The following is a 21,075-nucleotide window of genomic DNA, read 5'->3' as shown; positions in this document are numbered from 1 at the left end:
CGGCAGCGCGCGCAGGTTAGAAATCAGGGAGACGAGAGGAGCCGACGTGGCGATCGACCGAACCGGCCTGGCGGCGTTCCTGCGGCGCCGCAGGGAGGCGTTGCAGCCGGAGGACATCGGACTCCCGCGCGGACCGCGGCGCAGGACCAGCGGGCTGCGCCGCGAGGAGGTCGCCGCCCGGTGCAACATGTCGACCGACTACTACGCGCGCCTCGAACAGGAACGCGGGACGCACCCCTCCGAGCAGATGATCGCGGCGATCGCCCAGGGCCTGCACCTGTCACTGGACGAGCGCGACCACCTGTTCCGGCTCGCCGGCCACAGCCCGCCGAACCGCGGCTCGCTCAGCGAGCACATCAGCCCCGGCCTCGCGCGCATCTTCGACCGCCTGCAGGACACCCCGGCCGAGATCGTCACCGAGCTCGGCGAGACGCTGCGCCAGACCCCGCTCGGCATGGCGCTGACCGGCGACTCGACCCGGCACACCGGTCCGGCGAGGAGCCTCGGCTACCGCTGGTTCACCGACCCGGCGGCCCGCGCGCTGTACGACCCCGCCGACCACGAGTTCCTCGGCCGGATGTTCGCCTCGGGCCTGCGCGAGGCCCTCACCCGGCACGGCCCCGGCTCCCGCGCCGCGCACTACACCGATCTCCTGCTCGCCCGCAGCGAGGAGTTCCGGACCGTCTGGGACGCCCAGGAGATCGGCCTGCGCCCCAAGGAGTTCAAGCGGTACGTCCACCCGAGCGTCGGCGCGCTGGAACTGCAGTGCCAGACGTTGCTCGACCCCGACCAGAACCACTTCCTGCTGGTCTACACCGCCACGCCCGGCACCGAGAGCTACGAGAAGCTGCAACTGCTGTCGGTCATCGGATCCGCTGCACCACCGGGCTGACCAGCAACAGCAGCAGACCCCAGTAGCTGATGAACGGCGACAGCACGAGGGCGATCACCAGCACGACGGTCGGGGCGACGGCCCGCAGCACCACCGGCCGCGAGAGCCCGCGCGCCTCCACGGCCAGCTCCGGGTTGGCGTGCACCAGCAGCGTGATCGCCGTCAGCAACACGCTGCTGACGGTGATCGTGCCGATGTAGAAGAACTGCGTGAAGTGGTCCTGGCCCGGCCGGCCGGCGAGCTCGGTCGGGAACGGCAGGATCACGATCGTCAGCAGCCAGGCCATGTTCAGCGTCACCAGCGTGCCGTTGTACTGCTTCACGTTCTCGAACAGCCGGTGGTGGGTGAACCACAGGTGCGCGATCACCGCGAAGCTCAGCAGGAAGCTGAAGATCTGCGGCCAGTGGTGGGCGACCAGCTCGCTCGCGGGCTCGGAGCCCGGTTCCGAGGTGATCTCCACCAACGGCAGCACCAGCAGCGTGATCGCGATGGCGACCACCGCGTCGGTGAAGAGGACCAGGCGGTCGGGTTCGCGCTTCATGGACACCCGACCACCGTAGTCCGGAAAGGACTCAGATCACGTCCACGAACACCGGGTTGGCGTAGAACCAGAGATCGGCCCACGGGTCCGAGTTCGCGAGCTCGTCGACCACCGGGTCACCGGACGAGGTGAGCCGCTTGCCGTCGCTTCCCCGCAACCGCAGGTAGAACGACCGCTCGACGTTCTTGAAGGTGTGCGTGAACCGGATCTTTCCCGCGCGCGGCACCTCGAACGTCTTCGCGACCGTCGTCTCCGGCGCGACGAACAGGTCGCGGTCCACCGACGGACCGGTCACCGGTCCCGAGATCAGGTCGACCTTGGCCAGCACGGGCTTGGTGCCGGAGAAGTTCGGGCCGTCGGCGCGGTCGATCTCGATCGTGATCTCGACGTCACCGCCGCGGCGCACGAACGTCCGCCCGCCCAGCGTCACGCCACGCAGGTCGTCGCGCGACCGCACGCGCAGCTCCAGGCCGTCGATCAGGCGGCCGTGCACGGTCAGCACCTTGCCCGACTGCAGGCCGCGCATGATGTCCACATAGGACTTCGACCGCGCGCCGACGACGTTCGCGCCGTACTGGCCGGGGAAGAAGTCGCCGTAGCCGGTCTGCTTGACGCCCGAGTCGACCGGCGCGCCCTTCGAGCCGGTCGTGGCGTAGTCCTGCTTGCCCGGCGTGAGGGTGTCGTTGAAGACCTGGTGCACGTCCGAGTTCGCGGTGATCCACCACGGGCGTCCCTCGGCGAGCAGCGAGTCCCACAGGCCGCCGACCGTGGCGGTCATCCAGTCGAAACCGCCGTGCGTGCGGTACGACTCCGGCGGATAGCCGGGGAACGACTCCGGCAGCGGGGCGGCCGTGTCGTAGTAGCCGCGCGCACGGCCGGGGCCGCCGGCGGACTTCGGCAGGCCGGCGGCCTGGTGACCGGGCGCGCCCTCCATGCCCACCGCGACGCCGGGTGCCGCGTCACGCCAGCCGCGAATCTCGTGCGGGCTGTCCACACCACGCCGCGACGGGTGGTTCGCGAACATCAGCGCGATCTCGGTCCGTCCGGAGAGGACCTGCGCCTCCAGGTACCGCAGCGCGGCCAGGGCGAGCGACTCGGTGTTGTTCGCGATGCGGCCGTCGTAGGACAGCTCGAACGCCTTCAGGATGTCGACGGTGTTCTTGCCGGGCGGCATGAACACGGTGGCGTGCTCCGCGCCGGGGATGTTCCACTCGAGGCCCTGGTAGACCAGCACGTCGCGCTGCGAACGGCGGACGCGCTCGATGTCCGGCGTGATCTGGTCGATCGAGAACTTCTGGTGCGCGACGCCACCGTGGTCGGTGATCACGACCCAGTCGAGGCCGAACTCGTGCGCCTTCCCGACCTGCTGCGCGATCGTGTACTGGCCGTCGTCGGAGTACTGGGTGTGGATGTGGTGATCACCCGAGTACCAGCGCTCACCGCCGCCCCACGGGTTGACCGGGACATGTGCCTCGGCCTTGCCCGTGCCGGCGGCCACGGCTCCCACGGCACCGGCCGCGATGCCCAGGCCCGCCAGGAACTTGCGGCGTTCGACCGACGACGGCCGGTCGTCCGCGGGGTCGAGCCAGCTGCCCTCAACGGGCTCGACCTCGTGGTGCGTGTGATCACCGTGCGAGTGATCGTGAGAGTGGGACATGCGCAGATCTCAACCGGTCAAGCTTGCGTGGCAAACGAACGGATGATGAACGCTTGTACCGGGAATTTCACTCACACGGCCTGGACAGCCAGCAACGCCAGGTCGTCGTGGTCGTCGCGGTCGAGCCACTTGAGCACGACCTGCTCGCAGTGGCGTGCGATCTCCTCCGCCGACAGGCCCTTGCACTCCTTCAGCACCGCCCGCAGCCGCTGCTCGCCGAACAACTCCGTGCGATCGGTGTGCGCACGCGCCTCGGTGAACCCGTCGGAGTACAGCACCAGCGTGTCCCCCGGCGCCAGCGTGACCTGCTCGCCGGAGAACCGGACGTCCGACAGGATGCCGACGATCGCACCGGTCGCGCTCACCTCGTGCACGCTGCCGTCCGCCCGCAGGATCATCGGCGCGGGATGGCCTCCGGACGCGAGCGACAGCCGCGCTCCCCCGCTGGCCAGCGGCACCAGTTCGCCGACGACGATCGTGGTGAAGAGCTTCGAACCGGTGGCGCGCAACGAGGTGTTCAGCAGGTGCAGCAGCCGCACCGGGTTCGTCTCGACCAGGGACAGCGCCTGCAGGGACTGCCGGACACGTCCACTGTGGACCGCGGCTTCCAGGCCGTGGCCGCAGACGTCGCCCAGCGCGAACGTCGCCGAGCCGTCCGTGCGCGGGTGCACGTCGTAGAAGTCGCCGCCGACCATCGCCCGCTGGTGGGCGGGGATGAACACCGAGGCCATCGTCACACCGCGCACCTCGGGCAGCGGCAACGGCAGCAACGCCGAGCGCAGCACGTCGATCGTCCGCTGCTGCTCGGTCAGCTTCGACGACGACTCCAGCGCCACCGCCGCGTGCTTGCCGAACAGCCGGACGCGTTCGACGTCGTTCGGTGCGAAGTCGCCCTTGCGCGCCACGACCAGCGCGCCGCCGACACCCAGCGGCACGGCCAGCGCGCAGCCGAAGTCCTCCGGCACGCCCCAGCTGCCTTCACCCAAAGAGGTGATCCTGGTCAGCGCCGCCGTACCGGTCAGCACCTCGGAGATCTCCGACGCCCTGCGCGGCGTGCGCACGACCGTCGGTTCGCCGCCTCCGCAACGCCACCACTCGAGCCGATCACGGGTGGCGGGCACCACGGCGACGCAGTGCTCGCCCAGCAACTCCGCCGCGAGCTGCACGATCGTCCTCAGGGTCAGTTCCCGCGACGTGCCGCCAGCGAGCCGCAGATGGGCGTGGTCGAGCGTGGAGTCCGTGAAGTACCAGGCACTCCAGCCCTCGCCGAGGTCGTGCTGGCGGCCTGCGACGTGCACGTCGAAGTGCCCGCCGAGCCCGAGCCTCGGGAACCGGTCGGCGGCCGCGGCGTTGCGCACCCGCACGACTCCGGCCGGGTCCACGACGAAGACGGCCTCGCGCAGCCCGTCCACGAGCCGCTGCCAGCCTTCGAGATCGATCCCCACGGCGCTGCTCATCGGCAGTCGCCCAGCGCAGCCGGCCGAATCATCACGGCCTCCTGCGGGTAGTTGGCGTGCATCGCGGCATCAAGTTACCTCGCTCCCAACCTAACGTGGCAGGCTTGGCTGCGACCACCGAGGCACGGAGGCTTGGAGTGACCACGGCCAACGAAGAGACGGACGCGACCCTCGATCGGGTTCTCTCCGCCATGAGAGATCTGCGGGACGGCAACTTCCGCCGCAGGCTCGTCGTGCCGGGGAACGGGCCCGTGTCGGCCCTCGCGGACGTGTTCAACGAGATCGCGGAGCGCAACCAGTGGCTCGCCGGTGAGCTGGGCCGGGTCCGCCAGGCGGTGGGCCAGGAGGGCAGGCTCACCGAACGGGTGGCGCCCGCGGGCACGGCCGGTGGCTGGTCGCTGATCGCGGACTCGGTGAACGGCCTGGTCGAGGACCTGATGCGGCCGACGAGCGAGCTGAGCCGCGTGCTCGCCGCCGTCGCCGAGGGCGACCTGACCAAGCGCATGTCGGACCAGACGCTGCGCGGTGAGTTCGCCACGCTCGGGTCGACGGTGAACGGCCTGGTCGACCAGCTGTCGTCGTTCGCCGACGAGGTCACCCGTGTCGCCCGTGAGGTCGGCACGGACGGCCGCCTGGGCGGTCAGGCGAAGGTGCCCGGCGTGGCCGGCACCTGGCGCGACCTGACCGACAACGTGAACTCGATGGCGAACAACCTGACCAACCAGGTCCGCAACATCGCCCAGGTCGCGACGGCGGTGGCGAACGGCGACCTGACGCAGAAGATCACCGTGGACGTCTCCGGCGAGATGCTGGAGCTGAAGAACACGCTGAACACGATGGTCGACCAGCTGTCGTCGTTCGCGGACGAGGTCACCCGTGTGGCCCGTGAGGTCGGCACGGACGGCAAGCTCGGTGGTCAGGCGAAGGTGCCCGGTGTCGCCGGCACCTGGCGCGACCTCACCGACAACGTGAACTTCATGGCGGACAACCTGACCACTCAGGTCCGCAACATCGCCCAGGTCACGACCGCTGTGGCGCTCGGCGACCTGACCCAGAAGATCACCGTCGACGCGCGCGGCGAGATCCTGGAGCTCAAGACCACGATCAACACGATGGTCGACCAGTTGTCGAGCTTCGGCGACGAGGTCACGCGTGTCGCGCGTGAGGTCGGTTCGGACGGCCGCCTCGGCGGTCAGGCGCAGGTGCCGGGCGTCGCGGGCACCTGGCGCGACCTCACCGAGTCGGTGAACGTCATGGCGAACAACCTGACGACCCAGGTCCGCAACATCGCCTCGGTCACCACCGCCATCGCGCGCGGCGACCTGACGCAGAAGATCACGATCGACGCCCGCGGCGAGATCCTGGAGCTCAAGACCACCATCAACACGATGGTCGACCAGCTCAGCTCGTTCGCCGACGAGGCCACGCGCGTGGCCCGCGAGGTCGGCACCGAGGGCCGGCTGGGCGGTCAGGCGACGGTGCCGGGCGTCGCGGGCACGTGGCGCGACCTCACCGACAACGTCAACTTCATGGCCAACAACCTGACCAACCAGGTCCGCAACATCGCGCACGTCGCCACCGCCGTCGCGAACGGCGACCTGTCGCAGAAGATCACCGTCGACGCGCGGGGCGAGATCCTCGAACTGAAGTCGACGCTGAACGTGATGGTCGACCAGCTCTCGTCGTTCGCCGAGGAGGTCACGCGTGTCGCGCGTGAGGTCGGCACAGACGGACGGCTGGGCGGTCAGGCCCGCGTGCAGGGCGTCGCCGGCACGTGGAAGGACCTGACCGACAACGTCAACCTGATGGCGGACAACCTCACCAACCAGGTCCGCAACATCGCCGCCGTCGCCACCGCCGTCGCGACCGGCGACCTCTCGAAGAAGATCACCGTCGAGGCGAAGGGCGAGGTCGCGGCCCTGGCCGAGACCCTGAACGGCATGGTCGACACGCTGCGCGCGTTCGGTGACGAGGTCACCCGTGTCGCCCGTGAGGTCGGCACGGAGGGCATCCTGGGCGGCCAGGCGCGCGTGTCCGGCGTCGCCGGCACGTGGAAGGACCTCACCGACTCGGTGAACTTCATGGCGGACAACCTGACCAACCAGGTCCGCAACATCGCCCAGGTCACCACCGCCGTCGCGCAGGGCGACCTGACGAAGAAGATCGACGTCTCGGCGCGCGGCGAGATCCTGGAGCTCAAGACCACCATCAACACGATGGTCGACCAGCTCAGCTCGTTCGCCGACGAGGTCACCCGTGTCGCCCGTGAGGTCGGCACGGAGGGCAAGCTCGGCGGTCAGGCCGAGGTCGACGGCGTCGCCGGCACGTGGTCGAAGCTGACCGACAACGTGAACCAGCTCGCGTCGAACCTCACGACCCAGGTCCGCGCGATCGCGGCCGTCGCCACCGCCGTGACCGCGGGCGACTTGACCAGGCAGATCACCGTCGACGCGTCCGGTGAGCTCGCGGAGCTCAAGGACAACGTCAACCAGATGATCGCGAACCTGAAAGAGACCACCCGCGCCAACCGCGAGCAGTACTGGCTCAAGACCAACCTCGCCCGCCTGTCCGGCCTCATGCAGGGCCACCGCGACCTGCGTGCGCTGGCGTCGTTGATCATGAGCGAGCTGACGCCGCTGGTCAGCGCCCACCACGGCGCGTTCTTCCAGATCGAGGAGGACGACTCCAAGCAGATGCTGGAGCTCACCGCCTCCTACGGCTTCCGGCTGGACTCCGCCCGCACGACCCACGTGGCCATGGGCGAGTCCCTCGTCGGCCAGTCGGCGCTGGAGAAGAAGACGATCCTGGTCACCCAGGTCCCCGGCGGCTACCTGACCGTCTCCTCAGCGCTGGGCGAGTCGGCCCCGGTCAACCTGGTGATCCTGCCGATCCTGTTCCAGGGCGAGACCCTCGGCGTGATCGAGCTGGCGTCCCTGAACGAGTTCTCCGACGTCCACCTCGACCTCCTGGACCAGCTCAAGGAGGCGATCGGCGTCAACGTGAACACGCTGCTCGCCAACTCCCGCACCGACGCCCTGCTGGTCGAGTCCCAGCGCCTCACCACCGAACTGCGCGCCGGTTCCGAGGAACTCGAGGACAGGGCCCGCCAGCTCCAGACCGCCTCGAAGTACAAGTCCGAGTTCATGGCGAACATGTCCCACGAGCTCCGGACGCCTCTCAACTCCCTGCTGATCCTGGCGAAGCTGCTCGCTGACAACCTCGACGGCAACCTCAACGCCAAGCAGGTCGAGTTCGCCCGCACGATCCACTCGTCCGGCTCCGACCTGCTGCAGCTCATCAACGACATCCTCGACCTCACCAAGGTCGAGGCGGGCCACATGCAGCTGCACGAGGACCCGGTCCGCCTGGACGAACTGGTCCGCTACGTGGAGACCCTCTGCCTCCCCCTGACGGCCGAGAAGAACCTCGAGTTCTCCGTCCGCGTGGACCCGAACGTGCCGGAAACCCTGCACACCGACGAACACAGGCTCCAGCAGATCCTGCGCAACCTGCTGTCCAACGCCGTGAAGTTCACCCACGACGGCGGCATCCGCCTGCACGTGCGCATGGACGACCCGTCCACCGTGGCGTTCGACGTGCACGACACCGGCATCGGCATCCCGGCGGAAAAGCTCGCCGTGATCTTCGAAGCCTTCCAGCAGGCAGACGGCACCACGTCCCGCAAGTACGGCGGCACGGGCCTGGGCCTGTCCATCAGCCGCGAACTGGCTCAGCTCCTGAACGGCGCCCTGCGAGTCCGCTCCGAGCCGGGCATCGGCTCGACGTTCACGCTCTGCCTCCCCCTGGGCAAGGTCATCTCGGACAGCTTCGTCCTGCCCGAACCGACCCCGATCGTCATGCCCGCCCCGGTGCTGGCCGCCTCGGGCGCAATGCGCTTCCACGGCGAGAAGGTCCTCGTGGTGGACGACGACCTGCGCAACGTCTTCGCCCTCACGAGCGTGCTGGAACTACACGGCCTAGAGGCCATCTACGCCGACAACGGCATCACGGGCGTACGGGCTTTGGAGCAGTACGACGACGTGGCCATCGTCCTGATGGACATCATGATGCCGGAGCTGGACGGCAACGCGACGATATCGGCCATCCGCGCAATGGAACGCTACGCCGACCTCCCGGTAATCGCAGTCACCGCGAAGGCGATGAAGGGCGACCGCGAAAAGTCCCTCGCCTCAGGCGCCACCGACTATGTGACCAAGCCAGTGGACACCGAACACCTCATCCGGCTCATCGCCTATTACCTGGGCGTGTCCGGAGAGGCCTGACAGACGAGTCGCACCGGGCCTGAGCTGTGCCGATGACACGCTCCAGGCCCGGCGACCAGGTTTGCTCTCGAATGCGGAACGCGACGCGCGCGGATGACCCGGGCTGTTCTTCCTCCGCTTTTCGAGAATGAACGACCCGGCATTTCAGCGAGCCGAATCCACAGCTTCCTGAACAGCCACGTCCACCGACTCGTGCAAACTCAGCACCTCAGCCACGTCGGCAAGCTCGAACAACCGCCGAACAGGCCCCTGAGCAGCAGCGACCCGCAGCTGCCCACCACCCTCGGCCAACCGCCGATGCCAGTCCAGCACCAAAGCCAGCCCGGTCGAATCCATGAACGCCAACTCGGACAGGTCCAGCACCGCATGAACCCCGGTGACATCCGAATCAAGCCGTGCGGACAGCAAAGGCACGGTGTCGATGTCCAGCTCCCCGGCGACGGCGAGCACACGCCATCCCCGCTGGACCTCGCTGCCGACGTTGAGCTCCATCGTCGCCGTTCCTTCCGCCACGCCCGACTCGTGCGACCCAAATCGTGCAGCACGAGCCCCGACCATGCGACCACCGGGGGGCTGAAAGATCCGAACGGCGCGTCGGATGTGCGACGATGCGCCTTGTGTTGAACGACCCACTGGCAGAGGTGCGGGTGATCCTGACCGCCGAGGGCGGTTCGTGCGCTCGCGCACGTCAGGTGGTGCGCGAGGCCGCTGCCTCGTGGGAGTTGTCCGAGGACCTCACCGACGACGCGCAGCTCGTCGTGACGGAGCTCGTGTCCAACGGCATCGACCACGGTGAGGGACCGATCACACTGACGGTCAGCCGGAAGGCGGGCGGCATGCTCGTCGAGGTGCACGACGAGTCGTCGAAGCTGCCTCAGCTCAGACCCGTGGACCCCAGCAGCGCACGCGGGCGGGGCATGCAGCTCGTGCAGGCGCTGAGTGTCCGGTGGGGCACGACGCCGCAGCGTGGCGGCAAGGTGGTCTGGGCTCAGCTGGAGGCCTGAAGACCTGGTGAAAGCCCGTTCAGGTTGTGACAGTCCGGCGATGACGCGTACGGTCGGTGCGGACGGGAGTCCTTATGAACCAGCTTCGACAGAGAACTACCTACGTCCAATCCATCCCGATCGTCTCGCTCACGGGTGAGATCGACATGATGTCGTCGGCCCCGGTGACCAGCAGGCTCGCCGAGTTGCTCGACCGCAAGCCGCCCGCACTGGTCGTGGACCTGCGGGAAGTGCGCTTCTTCGGATCCGAGGGGATTCGCGCGCTCGTGGAGACCCAGCACCAGGCCGACGAGCTCGGCATCAGGTTCGGCGTCGTCAGCGACACCAGGATCGTGTTGCGTCCGTTGGAGATGACGGCCGTCGACCAGTTGTTGTTGCTGTTCAACGATGTCAACGACGCCGTCACCGCGCTGAAGAGCTTCTAGGCGGCGGACGAGTTCCGCGCGCGAGAGCGCTCCACCAGCGAGAGCAACAGACCTTCCTTGGTGGACCACGGCGAGATGTCCACGACGTCGTGGCCGGACACCTTCATCAACCCCTCCGCGACCACCGCGCCCGCCAGCGACTGCTGGGCCCGGTGGCGGGAAATCCCCGGCAGAGCCGCGCGTTCGCGCACCGAGAGCTTCGCCAGGCGCGGAATCCACTTCTCCAGGTCCTTGAGCCGCAACTGACGCGGCGCGTAGGTGCCGTTGCGGGCGCCGGCGAGGCGGGCCAGCTGTTCGAACACCTTCGAGCACCCGACCGCGCGAGCGCTCTCACCCCAGGGGAACGCGGACGCGAGCCGCTCGGCCACCTCGGCGCGCATGTCCGTGACGGTCAGGCCGGTGCGGGTCAAAGTCCTTGCCCCCAAAGGCAAGGACACCGCGCGCTCGGGTTCCGTCCCGGAGCCGGCGGCCAGTTCGACGGTGCCGCCGCCGACGTCCAGCACGACCATGGGGCCCGCGCTCCAGCCGAACCAGTGCCGGGCCGCGGCGTACGAGAGACGTGCTTCTTCCTTGCCGGACAACACTTTCAGATCCACACCGGTGCGTCTGGCGACCTTGCGGATGACCTCGGCGGAGTTCGAGCTGTCGCGCACGGACGAGGTGGCGAAGGGCAGGAACGGAACGTCGCCCGCCTTCTTGCGGGCGGCCAGGACGGCGGCGCAGAGCGAGTCGACGCCCTCGCGGCTGATGGCCCCGGCGGAGTCCAGTTCCCGGTCTAGCCGCAGCCGGACCTTGTGGGACACCAGCGGACGCATCAGGTCTCGTTCCACGACCACCAGGTGTGCGCTGAAGCACCCGACGTCCAGAACTCCGACCGACATCCGCCACCTTCCTTCCACCAAGTGTTCTTTACCTCATCGGCAGCCATTGTGCGGAACTCAGCACCCGAACGCGCAATCTTGCCCTGATGAGATGCGTTACAGTCACGGAATGTCACTGGCGGAGATACCTTCCCGGCTCGAACACGCCCTCGGCAAGGCTCGTTCCGGCGTAATCGTGCTGGCGGTGCACGGTCTCTCCTCGGACGTGGCCAAACAGTCGTGGCTGTCCGCCTCCGTCTCCACGCTGTCCTCGACGGTGCCGTCGACGTCCGCGACGGCGTTGCTGACCGCGTTGACGGGCGTCCCCGCCGACGTCCACCGGGTGCCGGGAACGGTGTACCGCAACGGTTCCGGCCTCGTGCACGCCATCAACGGCATGCCGGCGATCCCGAACCTGACGACGGTGCTGGAACGGCACGGCGCGACCGTGCTGGCCCGCGAGCTCGACCTGCTCGAAGGAACCTGGGCGCAGGCACTGTTGCGGGGGTGCACCCGGATACCCGCGCCCGCCCTGCACAAACTCACCGCGCAGGCCGAGGACCCGCCGCTGCTGGTCGCGAACGTCGTCGCCGATCTCGACAAGGCGCTCAAGGACGCCAGGTTCCTCTGGACCTACGTCAACATCGGCGATCACGTGCGGCGCCACGGTTACGACGAGTCGGTGCACGAGGCGATGCTGCGTCTGGACGCACACGCTTCCCGTTGGGCCGCACAGGGTTGGACCGTCGTCGCGCATTCGGACCACGGCATGGTCGCCGTCGACCCCGACTCGGAACTCGTCGAGGCCTGGGACGCGATCGTGCGCGAGGAGTGCGTGATCCCCTCCGGCGGCGCGGGACGCACGCGGTGGCTATACCCGAAGCCGGACCGCCTGGAGGCAGTTTTCGACCGGGTGGCAACGACTCTGGGCGACACGGCGACCGTGCACCACGCCACCGATCTCGGTCTGCCCCAGCCGGAGGCGGGCCCGGTCGTCGCGGTGGCCGCGTCGCCGAGGTTCCCGCTCCCGGATCCGTCCGTCCGCTACGAGAACGGCGGCCTGAGCCGCGACGAGATCGACGTCCCCTTCGCGGTCTGGCAAGCCGTACAGTGACCGTGTGCACGTCGAATTCTCCAACACCATAAGGGAAATCGATTCTGCCGATTGGGACGCGGTGGTCCGCGACGCGGGTGCGCCGGTCTTCTACCGACATGCTTACGTCAGCGCCTACGAGCAGTCGCCGCTGACGACGGTCGACGCCTTCGCGTACTTCGTGGTGCGCGAGGGCGACAAGCCGGTCGCGGTCATGCCCGCCTACCTCCAGACGGCCGCGAATCCGTTGCGCCGCCTGCACGAGGCCTATCCGGACGCGGTCGGCCAGCCGGCGCTGCTCAGTCACACCTGGCACTGCTACGACGCGCACGTGCCCGCCACCGCGCAGGTGCTGCCGAGACTGCTGGACGCCATGGTCCGCACGGCGTCGATCTTCGGTGCGCGCTGGTGCGGGTTCCTGAACGTCCAGCGCGGCAACGCCTTGTCGCAGGCGCTGCGAGCGGCCGGCCTGCCCGCGCGTCACCTCACCGACAGGTGGGCCGCCGGCCTCACCACCTACGAGCACTACCTCGCGAGCCTGAGCCCGCGCGCCAGAGCGAACGTGCGGCGCAACGACCGAAGATCGGCAGAGGCCGGCGTGACGATCGAGGCCCTGCCCGTCGACCAGGCCTCGCTCGACGAGATCACCCTGTTGTGCGTCAAGACCGCCAGCCGCTTCGAGAACAACGGCTACTACCCCGGCGAGGCCTTCGCCAGGTTCGTGACGGCGCTCGGCGACCTCGCGCACGTGATCGAGGTGCGGCAGCACGGCAAGCTCGTCGCGGCCGGTGTCTGCCTCACCGACGCCACCCGCTTCCACACCTGGACGTGCGGCGTCGACTACGCCGTGGACGGCAACTACAGCCCGTACGGCGTGCTGTTCGCGGAGTCGGTCAGGCTCGCCATCCGCCTCGGCAAGTCCACGCTCGAGGGCGGGCGCGGCAACGCCGCCTTCAAGCGGCGGCACGGCCTGAGCCCGTGCCATCTGGACGCCGTTCTCCACCGCATCTGAACGGCGAATTGTTCACCAGTGTGAACAATTCGTTTTACAACGTCGGAGTGCAGGAAGTTCATATATCTGATCAACTCAGGCGCGCGCCTTTACGCTGTTCAGCGCCCCAGGACAAGGCAAGGGAATCAATTTTTAACGCACCTTTACACGCGTTGATCGGATCTGGCATTGTGGCGCCGGGCGCAAGACAATGAAAGGGACTGGACGGTCTCGTGAATCTGTCTCGACGCACCCTTCTGGCGTCCGCAGCGGCCACTCCCCTGCTCACTGGAGCAGGAGTCGCCATCGGCGCGGGAGAAGCCGCGGCTTCGCCCGCCAAGCTCCGTGCGGCCCTCGACTACGGCAACAGCAAGCTGAAGGCGGTCGCACCGGGCATCACCTCGTTCCCGGAGATCACCAGGGCCGAGAAGTGGACCTACGTCGCCGACGGTGGCTGGATCGGCGGCTTCTGGCCGGGCACCCTGTGGCTCGCGCACCTCGACAGCGGCGACGCGCAGTTCCGCGCTCTCGCCGAGGCCGCCAACGACCGGCTGGCACCCCGCCGGCTCCAGCCGCGCGACCACGACCTGGGGTTCCTCTTCTACCCGTCCTGGGTCACCGCCTACCGGCTCACCGGCGACACGAAGTGGCGGGACGGCGCGATCGACGCGGCGAACACGCTGATCCAGCGCTGGAACCCGGTCGGCAAGTACATCCGCGCGTGGGGCGCGCTGGGCACGCCCGGCAACGCGGGCCGCGTCATCATCGACACGATGATGAACCTGGACCTGCTCGCGTTCGCCACCGAGCAGACCGGCGACCGCAAGTTCCTCGACATCGCGATCGCCCACGCCAGGACCACCCAGACGCACTTCGTCCGCCCGGACGGCTCGACCCCGCACGTGTTCGACTTCAACCCGGACACCGGTGCGGCGATCGGCCCGAACACGGTGCAGGGCTACAGCCCGACGTCGTGCTGGGCGCGCGGCCAGGCGTGGGGCATCTACGGCTTCACGACGATGTACCGGCGCACGGGCCTGCGCGAGTTCCGCGACACCGCGCGCAAGCTGTCCGACTACGCGTTGTCGGTGCTCACGCCGGACAGCGTGCCGGTGTGGGACTACCGCACGCCGTTGGGAGTCAACGACATCAAGGACTCGTCGGCGGGCGCGATCATGGCGTGCGGCCTGCTCGACCTGGCCAAGGCCACCGGCACCGACCGCTACCGCGACCGGGCGCTGAAGATCCTCGACGGCCTGGTCGGCACGTGTCTCACCACGAAGTCGACCCGCGCTGAGGCGATCCTGGCGCGCGGCACCCGCAACCGCCCGTCCGAGGACGGCGTGGAGATCTCGCTGCCGTACGGCGACTACTACCTGTACGAGGCGATCCTGCGGGTGCTCAAGCCCACGCAGATCGCCAAGGCCATCGGTCTCTAGGTCCTACTGCTCGATCACCTTCGCCGTCGGCCCGTTGCTCCAGGTGGCTTCCAGCCTGGACAACCGGCCGGCGGCGTTGCGGAAGTTCACCACCAGCGGCCCGCCCGGCTGTTCCACCGACACCGAGTAGCCGTCCGCGGGGGTGGCCGACAGCGCCTGCACCCCCTGCGGCCGGTAGCGCACGACCACGTCCCCGCCCTGCAGGTGGAACGCGTGGACGTAGGAGCCGTCCGACTGCCATTCCCCCTGCGGAAGTTGAGCCGAGGAGGGACGCGCATCCGTACTACTGGGAGGAGCCGGAACAGACGTAGTGATCTCAGGAGGCCTGGTGGACGACGGCGTGGCAGGCGGCGTACCGACGGAGGGGCCCGGTTCGGGCGCCGGGACGCTGATCGAGGTGACGGTCGGCATCGGCAGGACGGCCGACCCGGTCGTGACCTCGACGGCGGCGACCGGGGCGGGTTCCATCGCCCACCGGATGCCGAACCAGGACAGGCCGATGGCGACCGTGGTCACCAACGCCCAGGCGACCAGGTATCCGACCGACCGTCTCACTGCGACAATCCTCCTGTAGCGGCTCATGGCATCAGTACTGCTCGTCGAGGACGACCCGGTGGTGCGGGCGGCGATCACGCGCGCCCTCACCGGCCAGGGCCACATCGTGCACGGTGTCGCGCTCGCGATCGAGGCCCTGCGCGAAGTCACCGCCAACTCCTACGACGTCGTGGTGCTCGACCTCGGGCTCCCCGACCTCGACGGCGGTGACGCGCTGCGGATGATCCGAGGCGTCACGAACACCCCGGTGGTCATCGCGACCGCCCGCGACGACGAGGCCGAGATCATCCGGCTGCTCAACGCGGGCGCGGACGACTACCTCGTCAAACCCTTCTCCAGCGAGCACCTCGAAGCCCGCCTGCAGGCGGTGCTGCGCCGTGCCCGCGACAGCAAGCAGCTCGTCATCGGCGGCCTGGAGATCGACGTGAACCTCCGCAGGGCCACTGTGGACGGCCAGGAACTCTCCTTGACGCACAAGGAGTTCGAGCTGCTCTCCTACCTCGCGGCACGGCAGGGGGAGGTGGTGCCGCGAGCGGAGATCCTGGCGAGCCTGTGGCCGTCCAACCGCGACGACCAGACGCTCGACGTCCATCTGTCCTGGTTGCGCCGCAAGCTCGGTGAGCGGGCCGCGCAGCCCCGTTATCTGCACACGGTGCGAGGAGTCGGCGTGCGCATGGTCGCTCCGCAGTGAGGCGGTCACTGGTGCTGGTCGCTCTCGCGGCGACCAGCATGGTGGCGCTGGCGTTCCTCATCCCGCTCGCGATCGTCGTGAAGAACGCCGCGTACACCCGTGCGCTGAGCGAGGCCGAGAGGCAGGCCAACGCGCTGACACCGGCGTTGCTGATCACCCGCAAGCCGCAGGAGATCCGCCAGGCGATCAGGAGCACCCGGTACGGCGGTCAGCAGCGCCTGGCCGTGCACCTGAGCTCCCCGGCCGGCACCTACGGGTACTCGCACATCACGGCGGCGGACCTGCAGGAGGCCCAGAAGCTCGCGACGGCCTCCACGGTCGAACGGCCTGATGGCGTGGCATACCTGCAACCGCTGGCCACCAGCGAGAGCGGGCTCGCGATCGTCGAGGCGTTCGTGCCGCACGAGCAACTCACCCACGGCGTCATCGGCACGTGGTGGGTGCTGGCGGGGGTCGCGGTCGGCCTGGTCGCCGGGTCGGTGCTCGTCGCCGATCGGCTGGGCGCACGGGCCGTCAAAGCGACACGGGCGTTGGCCGAGGCCGCGCGCGGGATGGGCCAGGGCGACCTCACGGTCCGCGTCCCGGTGAAGGGACCGCCCGAGATCAAGGAGGTCGGCAAGGCCTTCAACGCCATGGCCGAACGCGTCCGGCACCTGCTCGCCGCCGAACGCGAGGTGGTCGCCGACCTCTCGCACCGCCTCAGAACACCTCTCACGGCCCTTCTCCTGGACGCGGACACCCTCGGGAGTGGTCAAGGGGCGGACCGGGTCCGCGAAGCCGTCCAGGGCCTCGAGAGGGAGGTCGACGAGATCATCAAGGCGGCCCGCTCCGGCCTGCAGCCCGACAACTCCGGCACCGACGCGGCCGGCGTGGTGCGCGACCGGCTGGTGTTCTGGTCCGCGCTCGCCGACGACCAGGAACGACCCTGGACGGTCCGCGGCGCCGACAAGCCCGCGCCAGTGCCGCTCACCCGCGCCGATCTCGCGGCCGCACTGGACGCGCTGCTGGGCAACGTCTTCCGCTACACGCCGGAGGGCACTCGGTTCGCCGTGACTCTGGTGCACCAGGCCGATCTGGTGGCGCTGGTGGTCGAGGACGCCGGCCCCGGCATCGCGGACACCGAACGGGCGGTGCGGCGCGGTGCCAGCGGCGGCGGTTCCACGGGGCTGGGGCTCGACATCGCCCGCCGCGCCGCGGAAAGCACGGGTGGCTCTCTCCACGTCGACCGCGGGCCGCTGGGTGGGGCTCGCGTGCAATTGAGGCTCCGGAGGCTCTAGGGCCCTTGTCGGGGGCCGAAAGACGAACACCGCCGGCGGCGCGGACCGTGGGACGGATCCGACGCCGCCGGCGGGCACCGGCCGGCCGCGCGGCACCGCTGCCGCACCACCGAGTCCCGAGCAGGAGGGAGGAACCCGATGAGCAGTGCGCGCTTGCCTTCCCACACCGGTGAAACGAGGTGGATCAGCCGGGGCTCTCGGCGCCAGGTGTGGGGTCCGGTGCATTCAGTGGGGCTGGGGTGATCTCTTTTGCGATCTGACATGAAGTTAGCCGACCGCTGATCGTCGCCAATCCACCGTTCAGACGATTAATCCGTTTTAAATATATTTAAGTTCGCCCGGTCGGTCGTCCACGACTTAAGTCAATTTAAGATAACGTGATCCGCACGCCGCCATCCCCGTTCGAAATTGAAAGGCCACTCATGCTCAGTGCGATGGCTGCTACGGGTTTGGCACTCTCCCTCCTCGCTACCCCCGAGGCGCAGGCTGACGTTCCACCCGGCAAAATCACGGTCGACGTCGTCACGGTGAACGGTTCCGGCTGCCCCGCCGGAACGGCCGCGGTAGCGGTTTCGGACGACAACACGTCATTCACGGTGACGTACAGCGACTACACCGCCCAGGCCGGTTCCGGATCGACACCGACGCAGTTCCGCAAGAACTGCCAGCTGAACCTGCGCGTGCACTACCCGCAGGGCTTCACCTTCGGGATCGCGAAGGCCGACTACCGCGGGTTCGCGCACTTACCCAGAGGGGCGCGCGGCATGCAACGCGCCAGCTACTACTTCGCCGGCCAGTCGGCCACGGTCACGAGCACGCACAACATCGCGGCACCGACGAGCGACAACTGGCAGTTCACCGACTCCACCGACGTCGCGGAGATCGTCTTCGCGCCGTGCGGGGCGGTGCGGCACCTGAACGTGAACACCGAGGTACGAGCATTCACGAACGCTTCGAACCAACCGTCGTTCGTGTCGATGGACTCGACGGACGGCAGCGTCAACACCCGGTATCAGTTCGCCTGGAAGCGATGCTGACCCGAAATGATCACGGAGAGGGCCTGACGCTATACTCACAGTGAGCATCGGGCCCTCTCTTCGTGACCCACACGTGACTTTTGACGGGTGAGTCAACCGGACCATTGCTTCCCGCGTATACCCATGTAGATTCCCGCTCACCGTGACGGCCATTCGGGTGACTGTCGCGGACTCGCGCGCCGCACGCGAAACGGAGGCAGCATGCAGGCGAACGCCCAGACCGCCCAGGTCGACGACCTGACACTCATCGCGCTGCCCACCGCGGTGAACTGCGCGGATCTGTTCGTGCGCTTCACCCTGGGTGAATGGCGCCTTCGGAACATGACCGCGGAGTGCTCGGCCGTCGCTTGCGCGCTGGTCGAGGCAGCCGTCGAATCAGCAGACCCCAAGACCTCGCGGCTCATCACGCTGCGCCTGCGACTGAGTGGCGACTACCTCGTCGTCGAGCTGGAGGCAGCCAGGTTCATCATGCCGCCCACTTCGCCTGACCTGCGCACCGGCGAGCTGCAGCTCGGCGGCGGCATCAAGCTGATCTGGTGCGAGATGCAGCTGCCGACCGGCGTGAACGCCAACGCGGTGCCGCTGCCCCGGCGCGAGAAGCGCCGCTCCCCCGCGGCCGAGGCGCTGGGCGACGAGCCGGACGTCGATCCCGAGCTCATCCAGCGCATCCTGTTCGGTCTCGGCGGCTCGATGGGCAACGGCCAGCAGCGCTGACCCCAGACTTCACCCGCAAGGGCGCGTCCGACAGTGGACGCGCCCTTGTTGCTTTTTCGTCAGGTTCGTCCTGTAAACGCTTCACGAATTGGTGTTCGGGTTCCTGAACAGCGTTCCCGAAACCTGGATGGCAATTAACCGACGAGTCCGAAGAAGTATTCATGGACACGTTCCCACGGCAATGTTGCTCTGGTTGGCGGACGGTTCGTCAACAACCTTTCCGATACGGTCTCGTACCACGCCGCCCGAACTGTCCTGCACATTCGGAAAGGTGTCCCATGATTAGCATGCTGGCCGCAGCCGGCCTGGCTCTGTCCACCATCGTCATTCCCCCGGCCGCGGACCCGCCCCCGACGGGCCAGATCACCATCGACGTCGTCACGGTCAACGGCTCCGGCTGTCGTGCCGGCACGGCCGCCGTGGCGGTCTCCCCGGACAACAAGGCGTTCACGGTCACCTACAGCGACTACATGGCGCAGGTAGGGCCGGAGTCGCGGCCGACCGATTTCCGGAAGAACTGCCAGCTGAACCTCAAGGTCAACGTTCCCGGCGGATTCACGTTCGGCATCGCCCAGGCCGACTACCGCGGTTTCGCCCACCTGGAAAGGGGCGCGAAGGGCACGCAGAAAGCGAGCTACTACTTCCAGGGAATGTCGGACACCGACCAGCGCACGAAGACCTGGAACGGCGCGCTGAGCGACGACTGGCAGGTCACGCACAAGACCGACGTCGCGTCGATCATCTACCACCCGTGCGGTGCCAAGCGGAACTTCAACATCAACACCGAGCTGCGGGTGGACAAGGGCACGTCGGACCCGAAGAAGACCAGCTTCATGGCGATGGACTCGACGGACGGCTCGATCGAGACCATCTACCACTTCGCCTGGAAGACCTGCCCCAGATAGTCCGGTAAGGCAGGTACACGGCGCCCTCGCACAGCAAGGCCGGAGCCCAGGAGGCATGGGCTCCGGCCTTGCTGCTTCCCCTGATCAGATGTTCTGGTTCGCGAAACCCTTGGTCGCGATCTTCGAGAGCATTCCCTGCCACACCGACGTGCTGGTGTGCGGGTCGCCCGTCACGCCGAGGGCGGACTTGAGGCCGTTGAACGCGCTCTGCGTGTTCGGGCCCCAGATGCCGTCGATCGCGAGGCCGGAGGCGCGGAAGTTGTTGCAGGTGCCCTGGACGAACTTGGTGTCGGCCTCGGAGTCCTTGAGCACCCGGACCGGCATGCCACCGAAGTCGGAGTGGATGTGGTCGCGGTGGTCGGCGTTGTACCAGCCGTCGAGCACGTAGCGGAACCGGCGGCGGCACACGGCCTCCGTTGCGAGGTAACGCTTGCGCAATGCCGCGGTGCCCGAGGCGTGGTGCTGGTCGAGCGGCGAGGTGACGTTGCCGTTGGACCACCGCACGTGGTCGAGGTCCATGGCGGTGCCGGCGCCGTGCTGGCCGGGCTTGTCGACGTAGAAACCCGCCGAGACGATGTAGCTGATCGAGCCGTAGCTCGACGAGAGCGAGCGCAGGTCCCGGACCCAGGCGACGAGCGCGTTGTAGAACGCGTCGGTGGCCTGCCAGTTGCGCGCGGTCGTGTTGCCGCGGTTGGAACGCCAGTAGTAGACGGGAGTGCCGTCGATCTTCTGGAACGTCATCATCGCCAGGGCGCCGACCTCGGCGGCCTTGATCTCGGCGTCGGTGTGCTGGTCCTTAGTCTCGGGGGCGGCGCTGGCCAGGCCCGGTGCGATGGTGGACAGGCCGGCGAGACCGGCGACCGCCGCCGCGCCCGTGACGAAGCCGCGCCTGGTGACGTTGTTCTCGAACACCCCAGTACTCCCTCTGCGTCCAAGCCGGGGGCGGCAGGAGGAAGAGCCTGTCTCACCCACCGGCCCGACGGAGTCTAGGGATCACGTCCGAATGGCGGAATCGCGCCTGACCTGCGTTTTTCCGATACCTTTACCGGCTGCTCCGCACCGCGCGGAGGGCTGTCCGCGGTCTCGGCGGTGCTGCGCTCGCGCACCCGTCAGCCGCGTGGTCGTGGGGCCCGGGGCGGCGGGGGCGCCCCCGGGCCCGGGAGCGTGTAGCGGGCCCCCCCCCCCGGCCCCGGTGGTTTGTGGGCGCCCGGGGTGGCGACAGGGCCGCCCCCCGCCGCCCCCGGCGGGGGCCTG

The 21,075-nt window shown here is 68.4% G+C and carries 20 protein-coding genes; 13 read left to right on the top strand and 7 right to left on the bottom strand.

Going from position 1 to position 21,075, the window contains the following annotated elements:
* Positions 1 to 52: 52 nt before the first annotated feature.
* On the top strand, positions 53 to 892 hold the full coding sequence (locus ACIQF0_RS31235) for a helix-turn-helix transcriptional regulator (protein ID WP_401035922.1): 840 nt from the start codon (positions 53 to 55) through the stop codon (positions 890 to 892).
* Here ACIQF0_RS31235 and ACIQF0_RS31230 read toward each other — a convergent pair.
* The 3 genes from ACIQF0_RS31230 to ACIQF0_RS31220 all read right to left on the bottom strand — a co-directional run bounded on the left by ACIQF0_RS31230 (position 864) and on the right by ACIQF0_RS31220 (position 4,547).
* On the bottom strand, positions 864 to 1,433 hold the full coding sequence (locus ACIQF0_RS31230) for a TMEM175 family protein (RefSeq protein WP_401035919.1): 570 nt from the start codon (positions 1,431 to 1,433) through the stop codon (positions 864 to 866). The genes ACIQF0_RS31235 and ACIQF0_RS31230 overlap by 29 nt on opposite strands.
* A 31-nt stretch (positions 1,434 to 1,464) precedes the next feature.
* The gene (locus tag ACIQF0_RS31225) at positions 1,465 to 3,090 is read right to left on the bottom strand and encodes a PHP domain-containing protein (protein ID WP_401035292.1); all 1,626 of its coding nucleotides are present in this window, start codon (positions 3,088 to 3,090) and stop codon (positions 1,465 to 1,467) included.
* Positions 3,091 to 3,161: 71 nt separating this feature from the next.
* Entirely contained in the window at positions 3,162 to 4,547 is a 1,386-nt protein-coding gene (locus tag ACIQF0_RS31220) for a PP2C family protein-serine/threonine phosphatase (RefSeq protein WP_401035290.1), read from the bottom strand.
* A gap of 137 nt (positions 4,548 to 4,684) precedes the next feature.
* Between ACIQF0_RS31220 and ACIQF0_RS31215 the strand changes: the two genes are divergently transcribed.
* Positions 4,685 to 8,830, top strand: coding sequence for a HAMP domain-containing protein (locus ACIQF0_RS31215; RefSeq protein WP_360034641.1), 4,146 nt, complete (start codon positions 4,685 to 4,687; stop codon positions 8,828 to 8,830).
* A 144-nt stretch (positions 8,831 to 8,974) separates the two neighbouring features.
* Here ACIQF0_RS31215 and ACIQF0_RS31210 read toward each other — a convergent pair whose 3' ends face one another.
* A complete protein-coding gene (locus tag ACIQF0_RS31210; protein WP_093604022.1) occupies positions 8,975 to 9,322 on the bottom strand; it encodes an STAS domain-containing protein in 348 nt (115 codons plus the stop codon).
* A 116-nt stretch (positions 9,323 to 9,438) separates the two neighbouring features.
* Between ACIQF0_RS31210 and ACIQF0_RS31205 the strand changes: the two genes are divergently transcribed.
* On the top strand, positions 9,439 to 9,834 hold the full coding sequence (locus ACIQF0_RS31205; RefSeq protein ID WP_360034644.1) for an ATP-binding protein: 396 nt from the start codon (positions 9,439 to 9,441) through the stop codon (positions 9,832 to 9,834).
* A 74-nt stretch (positions 9,835 to 9,908) separates the two neighbouring features.
* Positions 9,909 to 10,259, top strand: coding sequence for an STAS domain-containing protein (locus tag ACIQF0_RS31200; RefSeq protein WP_360034647.1), 351 nt, complete (start codon positions 9,909 to 9,911; stop codon positions 10,257 to 10,259).
* Here the strand turns inward: ACIQF0_RS31200 and ACIQF0_RS31195 are convergent.
* On the bottom strand, positions 10,256 to 11,140 hold the full coding sequence (locus ACIQF0_RS31195) for a Ppx/GppA phosphatase family protein (RefSeq protein WP_401035285.1): 885 nt from the start codon (positions 11,138 to 11,140) through the stop codon (positions 10,256 to 10,258). The two genes, ACIQF0_RS31200 and ACIQF0_RS31195, sit on opposite strands and share 4 nt — an antisense overlap.
* 109 nt (positions 11,141 to 11,249) lie before the next feature.
* Here ACIQF0_RS31195 and ACIQF0_RS31190 point away from each other — a divergent pair, with 109 nt between their 5' ends.
* From ACIQF0_RS31190 to ACIQF0_RS31180, 3 genes are all read left to right on the top strand, one after another.
* Positions 11,250 to 12,233 (top strand): hypothetical protein, encoded by a 984-nt coding sequence (locus ACIQF0_RS31190; protein WP_401035283.1) that lies wholly within the window; start codon positions 11,250 to 11,252, stop codon positions 12,231 to 12,233.
* 4 nt (positions 12,234 to 12,237) lie between these two features.
* A complete protein-coding gene (locus tag ACIQF0_RS31185; protein WP_401035281.1) occupies positions 12,238 to 13,224 on the top strand; it encodes a GNAT family N-acetyltransferase in 987 nt (328 codons plus the stop codon).
* A 212-nt stretch (positions 13,225 to 13,436) separates the two neighbouring features.
* Entirely contained in the window at positions 13,437 to 14,642 is a 1,206-nt protein-coding gene (locus tag ACIQF0_RS31180) for a glycoside hydrolase family 88 protein (protein ID WP_401035279.1), read from the top strand.
* Positions 14,643 to 14,645: 3 nt separating this feature from the next.
* On the opposite strand, the gene ACIQF0_RS31175 is transcribed toward ACIQF0_RS31180, so the two are convergent.
* Positions 14,646 to 14,825, bottom strand: a complete 180-nt coding sequence (locus tag ACIQF0_RS31175; RefSeq protein ID WP_360034662.1) for a hypothetical protein — start codon at positions 14,823 to 14,825, stop codon at positions 14,646 to 14,648.
* A 145-nt stretch (positions 14,826 to 14,970) separates the two neighbouring features.
* Between ACIQF0_RS31175 and ACIQF0_RS31170 the strand changes: the two genes are divergently transcribed.
* From ACIQF0_RS31170 to ACIQF0_RS31145, 6 genes are all read left to right on the top strand, one after another.
* Entirely contained in the window at positions 14,971 to 15,216 is a 246-nt protein-coding gene (locus ACIQF0_RS31170; RefSeq protein WP_360034665.1) for a hypothetical protein, read from the top strand.
* A 6-nt stretch (positions 15,217 to 15,222) separates the two neighbouring features.
* Positions 15,223 to 15,888 carry a response regulator transcription factor gene (locus ACIQF0_RS31165; protein ID WP_319981210.1) on the top strand — a complete coding sequence of 222 codons (666 nt, stop codon included), beginning with the start codon at positions 15,223 to 15,225 and terminating at the stop codon, positions 15,886 to 15,888.
* Complete coding sequence (locus tag ACIQF0_RS31160) at positions 15,885 to 17,165, top strand: ATP-binding protein (protein WP_401035276.1); 1,281 nt, start codon at positions 15,885 to 15,887, stop codon at positions 17,163 to 17,165. Before ACIQF0_RS31165 ends, ACIQF0_RS31160 begins: the two co-directional genes overlap by 4 nt.
* Positions 17,166 to 17,587: 422 nt before the next feature.
* A complete protein-coding gene (locus ACIQF0_RS31155) occupies positions 17,588 to 18,202 on the top strand; it encodes a DUF4360 domain-containing protein (RefSeq protein ID WP_401035273.1) in 615 nt (204 codons plus the stop codon).
* 201 nt (positions 18,203 to 18,403) lie between these two features.
* On the top strand, positions 18,404 to 18,916 hold the full coding sequence (locus ACIQF0_RS31150; RefSeq protein ID WP_093604046.1) for a histidine kinase: 513 nt from the start codon (positions 18,404 to 18,406) through the stop codon (positions 18,914 to 18,916).
* A 278-nt stretch (positions 18,917 to 19,194) separates the two neighbouring features.
* On the top strand, positions 19,195 to 19,821 hold the full coding sequence (locus ACIQF0_RS31145) for a DUF4360 domain-containing protein (RefSeq protein ID WP_360034674.1): 627 nt from the start codon (positions 19,195 to 19,197) through the stop codon (positions 19,819 to 19,821).
* Between the two features lie 84 nt (positions 19,822 to 19,905).
* Here ACIQF0_RS31145 and ACIQF0_RS31140 read toward each other — a convergent pair whose 3' ends face one another.
* Positions 19,906 to 20,733, bottom strand: a complete 828-nt coding sequence (locus ACIQF0_RS31140) for an extensin family protein (protein WP_360034677.1) — start codon at positions 20,731 to 20,733, stop codon at positions 19,906 to 19,908.
* Positions 20,734 to 21,075 lie beyond the last annotated feature (342 nt).

Source organism: Lentzea sp. NPDC092896, from assembly GCF_044754905.1.
Classification (GTDB): domain Bacteria; phylum Actinomycetota; class Actinomycetes; order Mycobacteriales; family Pseudonocardiaceae; genus Lentzea.
Note: the sequence above shows the minus strand (reverse complement) of the source record. Positions and strands in the feature narration are given on the sequence as shown.

Excerpts from the sequence above, each read along its gene's own strand:
- ACIQF0_RS31230 (WP_401035919.1), bottom strand. The coding sequence starts at position 1,433 with ATGAAGCGCGAACCCGACCGCCTGGTCCTCTTCACCGACGCGGTGGTC.
- ACIQF0_RS31225 (WP_401035292.1), bottom strand. The coding sequence starts at position 3,090 with ATGTCCCACTCTCACGATCACTCGCACGGTGATCACACGCACCACGAG.
- ACIQF0_RS31220 (WP_401035290.1), bottom strand. The coding sequence starts at position 4,547 with ATGAGCAGCGCCGTGGGGATCGATCTCGAAGGCTGGCAGCGGCTCGTG.
- ACIQF0_RS31210 (WP_093604022.1), bottom strand. The coding sequence starts at position 9,322 with ATGGAGCTCAACGTCGGCAGCGAGGTCCAGCGGGGATGGCGTGTGCTC.
- ACIQF0_RS31205 (WP_360034644.1), top strand. The coding sequence starts at position 9,439 with ATGCGCCTTGTGTTGAACGACCCACTGGCAGAGGTGCGGGTGATCCTG.
- ACIQF0_RS31200 (WP_360034647.1), top strand. The coding sequence starts at position 9,909 with ATGAACCAGCTTCGACAGAGAACTACCTACGTCCAATCCATCCCGATC.
- ACIQF0_RS31195 (WP_401035285.1), bottom strand. The coding sequence starts at position 11,140 with ATGTCGGTCGGAGTTCTGGACGTCGGGTGCTTCAGCGCACACCTGGTG.
- ACIQF0_RS31190 (WP_401035283.1), top strand. The coding sequence starts at position 11,250 with ATGTCACTGGCGGAGATACCTTCCCGGCTCGAACACGCCCTCGGCAAG.
- ACIQF0_RS31165 (WP_319981210.1), top strand. The coding sequence starts at position 15,223 with ATGGCATCAGTACTGCTCGTCGAGGACGACCCGGTGGTGCGGGCGGCG.
- ACIQF0_RS31155 (WP_401035273.1), top strand. The coding sequence starts at position 17,588 with ATGCTCAGTGCGATGGCTGCTACGGGTTTGGCACTCTCCCTCCTCGCT.
- ACIQF0_RS31150 (WP_093604046.1), top strand. The coding sequence starts at position 18,404 with ATGCAGGCGAACGCCCAGACCGCCCAGGTCGACGACCTGACACTCATC.
- ACIQF0_RS31145 (WP_360034674.1), top strand. The coding sequence starts at position 19,195 with ATGATTAGCATGCTGGCCGCAGCCGGCCTGGCTCTGTCCACCATCGTC.